Origin of the sequence: Haliea sp. (assembly GCF_040222615.1) — a bacterium.
Taxonomy (GTDB): Bacteria; Pseudomonadota; Gammaproteobacteria; order Pseudomonadales; family Halieaceae; genus Haliea.
This window is the reverse complement of sequence record NZ_JAVKCQ010000184.1, coordinates 1-7,050: the sequence shown is the minus strand read 5'-3', so window position 1 is coordinate 7,050 and position 7,050 is coordinate 1. Positions and strand designations below refer to the sequence as shown.

The 7,050-nt window shown below is 62.8% G+C and carries 5 protein-coding genes and 1 pseudogene; 3 read left to right on the top strand and 3 right to left on the bottom strand.

Annotated elements, in window-relative coordinates; all coding sequences use genetic code 11:
- On the bottom strand, positions 1-1,486 hold a 1,486-nt coding region (locus tag RJQ10_RS14880), incomplete at its 3' end, for a BCCT family transporter (RefSeq protein WP_350147983.1).
- A 182-nt stretch (positions 1,487-1,668) separates the two neighbouring features.
- On the opposite strand from RJQ10_RS14880, the gene RJQ10_RS14875 reads away from it, so the two are divergent.
- On the top strand, positions 1,669-2,679 hold the full coding sequence (locus RJQ10_RS14875) for an NADP-dependent oxidoreductase (protein ID WP_350147981.1): 1,011 nt from the start codon (positions 1,669-1,671) through the stop codon (positions 2,677-2,679).
- 36 nt (positions 2,680-2,715) lie between these two features.
- Here RJQ10_RS14875 and RJQ10_RS14870 read toward each other — a convergent pair whose 3' ends face one another.
- Entirely contained in the window at positions 2,716-3,669 is a 954-nt protein-coding gene (locus RJQ10_RS14870) for a cyclase family protein (RefSeq protein WP_350147979.1), read from the bottom strand.
- A gap of 161 nt (positions 3,670-3,830) precedes the next feature.
- Between RJQ10_RS14870 and RJQ10_RS14865 the strand changes: the two genes are divergently transcribed.
- Positions 3,831-5,588 carry a DUF885 domain-containing protein gene (locus tag RJQ10_RS14865; RefSeq protein ID WP_350147977.1) on the top strand — a complete coding sequence of 586 codons (1,758 nt, stop codon included), beginning with the start codon at positions 3,831-3,833 and terminating at the stop codon, positions 5,586-5,588.
- On the opposite strand, the gene RJQ10_RS14860 is transcribed toward RJQ10_RS14865, so the two are convergent.
- Complete coding sequence (locus RJQ10_RS14860) at positions 5,570-6,286, bottom strand: YebC/PmpR family DNA-binding transcriptional regulator (RefSeq protein ID WP_350147975.1); 717 nt, start codon at positions 6,284-6,286, stop codon at positions 5,570-5,572. The two genes, RJQ10_RS14865 and RJQ10_RS14860, sit on opposite strands and share 19 nt — an antisense overlap.
- 235 nt (positions 6,287-6,521) lie before the next feature.
- On the opposite strand from RJQ10_RS14860, the pseudogene RJQ10_RS14855 reads away from it, so the two are divergent.
- A pseudogene (locus RJQ10_RS14855) lies at positions 6,522-7,050 on the top strand (hypothetical protein); the annotation flags it as partial.

The window sequence follows — 7,050 nt, the reverse complement described above, 5'->3', positions numbered from 1 at the left end:
ACATGCCGAAGGCCGCCACAATCATGATCAGGGAGAAGGGCAGCGCGCTGGCAATGGTCATGGTCTGCAGCGCGCTGAGACCGCCGGCTAACAGCAGTGCGGCGGCGACAGCCCCTTCCGAGGAGGCCCAGAATACGCGCTGCCAGACCGGCGTGGTGGCCGCGCCACCGGATGCCAGCGAGTCGATCACCAGCGAACCGGAGTCCGATGAGGTGACGAAAAAGGTGACGATCAGGATGACCGTGAGGAAGGACACGACACTGGACAAGGGCAGCACTTCAAAAAGTTTGAACAGGGCTACGGCGTGGTCCGCCTGTACATCGGCGATCAGTGTGCTGTAACCCTCGTTCATGATCATGTGCAGGGCAGTGTCGCCAAAGATTGAAAACCAGAGGAAGGTAAATACCGTCGGTACCAGCATGACTCCCACCACGAACTGGCGGATGGTGCGGCCGCGGCTGATCTTGGCGATAAACAGACCGACGAAGGGGGCCCAGGCGATGGTCCAGCCAAAGATGAACAGGGTCCAGTTGCCGATCCAGTCGCTGCGTGAATAGGCCTGCAGGTTAAAAGTGCGCTCGACGATATGATTGAGGTAGCTGCCGGTGTTCTGCAGGAAACTCTCCAGGATGTGGATGCTGGGGCCGACGCTGAACACGAACAGCATCAGCGCGACTGCCAGTACCATGTTGAGTATGGACAGGCGCTTGACGCCCTTGTCCAGGCCCGCGACCACGGACAGGATGGCGAGGCCGGTTATGATGACGATGGCGATGATTTGCACGGTAACGCTGACCGGTATCCCGGGCCACAGGTAGTTGATGCCGGCGTTGATCTGGGCCACTGAGAGCCCCAGGGTGGTCGCGATGCCAAACATGGTGCCGAGTATTGCGAAAACGTCGACGGCGTGTCCGATGGGACCGTGGATTCTGTCGCCGATGAGTGGGTAGAGCGCAGAGCGGATGGATAGCGGCAAGCCGTGCCGGAAGGCGAAGTAGGCGAGCACCAATCCCACCAGCCCGTATATGGCCCAGATGTGGAAGCCCCAGTGGAAAAAGGCGATCTGCATGGCCTGGCGGGCGGCATTGACGGTTTCCGGCGCCCCGGCGGGCGGGGAGGCATAGTGCAGCACCGGCTCTGCCACACCGAAGAACAGCAGCGCGATGCCGTAACCGGCGGAAAACAGCATCGCAAACCAGGCTGGGAAACTGTACTGGGGATCGGCGTGGTCAGGGCCGAGCTTGATGTGGCCCCAGCTGGTAAAAGCCACGCTGACGATAAAAACCAGGAAGAAAGCCACGGACAGCATGTAGAACCAGCCGAAGGTCGAGGTTATGTAGGCGAGGACGGAGCTGAACGCCTCTCCTGCCAGTTCCGGATTGCTGATAGTGCCAATGACCAGCAGCAGGATCACTACGACCGCTGGAACGAACACGGGAACGAGAACGGTGGATGTGGATTCGGCGGCAGATTTTGCCTGGCTCATGGATAGGATTCCTCGATCCGGGGCATTACCGGGGCGGCCGCTGACCGGTCCCGCTGGGTCTGCAGGGTAGCAGACGCTGCACGTGACGTGTAGGGTCAACGCTTTCGGCCGTTTTTCGCAGTGGTTTTTTTGGTCTGCGGCAGGTAACAATACAGGTCCGTGTCACTGTCTCTGGAGAGCTCATGAGTACCAACGCCAATCGCCAGTTCCTTTTGCGCGCCCGGCCTGAAGGCCGTATCGAGCGCGATCATTTCGATTTCGTCGAGTCGCCCGTGCCCGAGCCGGGTCCCGGTCAAGCACTGGTGCGGGTGCTCTACCTGAGTCTCGACCCCACCAACCGGATCTGGATGAGTGACATGGACCAGTACATGCCCCCGGTGGCAATTGGCGAGGTCATGCGCGGCGGCGGTATCGGCGTGGTAGTGAAGTCCAACTCTCCCCGCTACGAGCCCGGCGCCCACGTGGTCGGCCTGACTGGCTGGCAGGATTACTGCCTGGCGGATGAGGGTGCCAACGCCATGTCGGTGCTGCCTGCGGATCTGCCGATCCCGCTATCCACCATGCTAGGTGCCTGCGGCATGACCGGGGTTACAGCCTACTTCGGCCTGCTGGAAATCGGCCGACCCCAGCCGGGGGAAACGGTGCTGGTGTCGGCGGCCGCGGGCGCGGTCGGTTCGGTGGTCGGCCAGATCGCCAGGATCAAGGGCTGTCGGGTTGTCGGTATCGCGGGCGGTGCCGAAAAATGCCGTCACATCGTGGAGGATCTGGGTTTCGATGCGGCGGTGGACTATAAAGCGGGCGACTGGCGCGAGCAGCTTGCCGCCGCCACTCCGGACGGCATTGACGTGAATTTCGAGAACGTCGGTGGGGAAATCATGGAGGCGGTGATGGCGCGGATGAACCTGTTCGGCCGCATGCCCCTGTGTGGAATGATTTCCGGCTACAACAGCGGCGAGCCCATGCGCGCGGATTTCTCGTCAATCCTGATGCGCCGGATCGAAGTGCGCGGCTTTATCGTCTCGGATTTCATGGATCGCTTTACCGAGGCCACCATGGAGCTGGCGACCTGGTACCTGGAGGGCAAGCTCAAACACGAGGAGACCGTGGTCGAGGGCCTGGAGTCCGCGCCCGAAGCGGTGAACCTGCTGTTCGACGGCGGCAATGTCGGCAAGCTGGTGGTTAAGGTCAGCTAGCCGCAGCTGCGCTGTGTCCTCTGCGATGCAACCAGGTCAGCGGATCGCAACCGGGTTGATGATCGCCTGCACTGCGCCGACAAAACGCGGCTGGCCGAGGACGAAGAGAAATTCCGTCGCCCCATCGGCGGCGAGCGCCCGGGTGTCCATGTTTTCCAGGATGTACACCCCGTTGCGCGCCAGCAGTTCCTGGTGGGCCGGAAACATTTCATCGGCGTGCTCCCCCGGCATGGCGTCCACACCCCAGGTGTCGGCGCCAACAGCCACCACTCCCAACTCCGCCAGGTAGCGCGCGCCGCCCTGGCTCAGGCCCGGTTCTCCCGCCATGAAGCGCGCCGGGTCGGTGTCCGCAATCGCAAGCCAGCCGGTGTGGAACAGGACCACATCCCCCCGCTCAATGCTGACCTTCTGCGCCGCTGCCGCCGCTTTTATCTCTGCACGGCCGAAGACAGTACCGGCAGCGAGAACTTCCTGCCCCATATGGCGGGCCATATTGATCAGGACCCCTCGGGTAACAATTGGCGGCAGGGTGTCGATGCCGAAGCTGGTCAGGCCGGTCACGGTAACAAATTCACTGGCGTGCTTGCCGTTGTAGTAGCGGTGGTTGATGCCGAGGTGGCCGAGGCCGTCAATCTGTCTGCCGATTCCCATCCAGGTCTGCAGCAGGTCGTCGTTGGAGGTCAGCTGGTTTGCGGCCAGGGGCGCGCCCACGCCATCGTCCAGTTGCAGCACGGTGAGGGCATAGCTGCGCGGCCCATAGGCGGGCGAATGGGGGCCGGTCTTTACCCCCAGGGCATAGGTCTTGCCGGTCTTTACCAGCCGGGCAGCCTGCAGGACCTTTTCCGGTGACAGGTAGTTGATGGCACCGAGCGTGTCCTCCGGGCCGTGGGGTGACGGAAACCAGCTGTTGTCTTCTGCCGCAATTGCCACAAGCGGGGTGGTCGGCAGGAGCAGCAGCAGGCAGCAGCAAATCGCTCGTAGTGAAGTCATGGTCGGCATCCCGGTGTCCCGTTATTGGATTCTGGCCGCTTTCTGCCGGCCCGACCTGTCTAGCATAGAGCAGATCAGCCGCGCCTGCCGCGGTTTCGCGCCCGAAAATGCTGCTATGCTCTGGGGTCTGAGCACATTTGCCGCGCGCCCGGAGACCATGCATGTCGCGATTGCCCCTGCTTTTTTTCATCTCCTGTCTGCTGGCGCCCTGGGCCGGCGCGGACCCTGCCGCGGATGCCCGCAGCCAGTTGCGCGCGCTGCTTGAGGAGCACTGGGCGCACGCCGAAGCCGAGCAGGTGTTCTTTCGCACGGACCCGGACGCCTTCAGGCCCCACGGTAAACTGCCAGACTGGAGCCCGGAGGCCCGAGCCCGTCGTCACGCTTTCAACGAACGGATGCTGCAGCGGCTGGAAGCCATTGACGCCGCGGCGCTCGACGGGCAGGACGCCATTAGCCTGAAGCTGTTCCGCTATGAACGGGAGACCGAGCGTGACAGTTTCAGCCAGCACGACCACCTGTTTCCGCTCACCAGCCTGTTCGGTTACCACAGCTACTTTGCCAACGCCCCGGCAAATATGGATTTCGATTCCAGCGCCGACTACGACCGTTACCTGGTCACCCTGGAGGATTTTCCCCGCTACAACAGGGACCAGATCGCGGCTCTGAGTGAAGGTATTGCCAGCGGCTTTACCCAGTACTGCGGAGCCATGTCGGGCTATGCCGAGGGTATTGCCGCCCTGATCGTGGATGAGCCGGAGTCCAGCAGCCTGTATGCGCCCTTTCGCGAGTTCCCGGCGACAGTGCCGGAGCCCGGGCAGGCGGACCTGCGTGCCCGCGGCAGGGCCCTGGTCGCGAACGCGGTGATTCCAGCCTACCGGGAGCTGTACGACTTCTACACCCGCCAGTACCTGCCCAACTGCCGTCGACAGGTTGGTATCACTGGCGTCGAGGGAGGCGCAGCCTATTACGCCTGGCTGCTGCGTTACTTCACCACCACAGACATGACCGCGGCGGACATACACGAGCTTGGCCTGCGGGAGACCGCGCGGATTCGCGGCGAAATGGAAGCGATCATCCGCCACACCGGGTTTGATGGCTCCTTCGCGGAATTCCTTGTCTTTCTTCGTACCAGTCCCCGGTTTTATGCCGGCTCGCCGCGTGAGTTGCTGGAGAAGACCGCCTTCGCGGCCAAGCAGGCGGACGGCATGATGCCGCGCTTTTTCGGCCGCCTGGCGCGCAATACCTACGAAATCCGCGATGCCCCGGGCCGCGATGCCTATTATGTCAGTGGCCCCGCCGATGGCCGTTCGCCGGGCATCTATTTCGTCAATGCCAACAGCTACGGCTCGCGACCGCTGTACAACATAGAGGCGCTGACGCTGCATGAAGCAGTCCCCGGGCACCATCACCAGAGTGCCCTGGCGCTGGAGCTGGACCTGCCCGAGTTCCGCAAAACCGTGTATCACGCGGCCTTTGGCGAGGGCTGGGGGCTGTATGCCGAAAGTCTCGGTAAGGAGATGGGTTTTTATACCGACCCCTACAGTGACTTTGGGCGCCTGACCTATGAGATGTGGCGTGCCAACCGGCTGGTGGTGGACACCGGCCTGCATGCCTTCGGCTGGTCGCGTCAGCAGGCGATTGACTACCTGCTGGAGAATACCGCGCTGACCGAACCGGAGGTGGTCCCGGAAGTCGATCGCTACATTACCTGGCCCGGGCAGGCCACGGCCTACAAAATTGGTGAGCTCAGGATCCAGGCTTTGCGTACCAGGGCGGAGATGGCGCTGGGTCCAGATTTTGACCTCAGGGCCTTCCACGATGTGGTGGTGGGCAACGGCTCTCTCGCCATCGCCATCCTCGAAGAGATTGTGGAGGGCTGGATTGCGTCGCAGCTCCGGGCTCAGGATGCTGCGTTGTGATAAACGTTCTGCACGTCGTCCAGGTAGTTGAGCATGTCCAGCAGCTTCTCCATGACCTGGGCGTCCTCCTGTTCCAGGGTTACTGAGGTCTGGGGCACAAACTGTACTTCGTCCACCTCGAACTCAATGTCACCGAACGTATCCAGCAGGGCCTGGCGGGCCTTGAAGTGGTCGGTGTGAGGCACGAAAGCGCTGATATGGTCACCTTCGCGTTCGATATCAGTGACATCGACGTCCGCTTCCATGAGGGCTTCCAGCGCCGCGTCCTCGTCATCGCCGGGAAACACCAGGATGGCGCTGTGGTCGAACAGGTGGCTGACGCTGCCGGGTGTGCCGAGTTTGCATTTGGTCTTGGTGAAGCAGTGGCGTACATCGCCGAAGGTACGGTTGGGGTTGTCGGTCAGGCACTCGATAATGACCATGCTGCCGCCGGGGCCGAAACCTTCGTAGCGCGCGACAGCGAAGTCTTCGCCGCCGCCGCCCCTGGCCTTGTCGATGGCTTTCTCGATCACGTGGGCAGGCACCTGGTCCTTGCGGGCGCGCTCCAGCAGGCTGCGCAGGGCCAGGTTGGCGTCCGGGTCGGTGCCGCCGGCTTTGCCGGTGACATAGATTTCCCGGGCATATCTGCTGTAGACCCTGGCCTTGGCGTCGGAGGTCTTGGCGATGGATTCCTTGCGATTCTGGTAGGCGCGGCCCATGAGAGTTTCCCGATAACAACACAGCCGGGCATTATAGGGCCCTCCCCCCGGGGGCTGACAAGTCAAAGCCCGTGGCGGCTGGCTGGCGGCGACGTCCGCGAGGCCCGGGCGGGATGGTAGGGAGCCGTTGTGGTATGGTTTTGACTTGCGAGCCCAGTGCGCCCGTTGGAGCACCGGGGGACCATTCGAGAGGAAGAGCCCTATGTTTATACCAACATGCACGTGGCGCGGCGCTGTGCTGGCCACAGCAATTGCCCTTGGCGCCGCGCTGCCGGCCTCCGGCAGCTCGGCGCAAGAGTCCGTCTCTACCACCGGTCTGAAGGTGCTGGTGCGGGCAGACGATGCCAAGTTTATCGGCAGCGGCGTTGGCGGCCTGAACATCCTGGTTCGCGATGCCGGGACAGGCGAGCTGCTTGCCCAGGGCGCCATCACCGGGCCCACCGGGGACACGGAAGCGCTGATGCAAGCCCCGCAGACCCGTGGTCGCTCCGCGACCAAGGGCGCTCCTGCCAGTTTCCAGGCAGAGCTCGCCATCGCGCGTCCCACCCGCATCGAAGTCAGCGTAACCGGCCCATTGGCTGTTGCCCAGAGCATTCAGGCCACCTCCACCAGCCTGTGGCTGATCCCGGGGCAGGACCGGGTGGAGCAGCCGCTGATACTGCACCTGCCCGGACTGATAACCGACCTGCGGGAGCTCAGTATCGATCGACGCAACCTGGCAGTGACCGCCAGTGTTACCATGATCTGCGGCTGTCCCATCAGCG

What these genes read in the sequence shown, in the direction of transcription:
- RJQ10_RS14875 (WP_350147981.1), top strand. Translation starts at nt 1,669, where the DNA reads ATGAGTACCAACGCCAATCGCCAGTTCCTTTTGCGCGCCCGGCCTGAA.
- RJQ10_RS14870 (WP_350147979.1), bottom strand. Translation starts at nt 3,669, where the DNA reads ATGACTTCACTACGAGCGATTTGCTGCTGCCTGCTGCTGCTCCTGCCG.
- RJQ10_RS14865 (WP_350147977.1), top strand. Translation starts at nt 3,831, where the DNA reads ATGTCGCGATTGCCCCTGCTTTTTTTCATCTCCTGTCTGCTGGCGCCC.
- RJQ10_RS14860 (WP_350147975.1), bottom strand. Translation starts at nt 6,286, where the DNA reads ATGGGCCGCGCCTACCAGAATCGCAAGGAATCCATCGCCAAGACCTCC.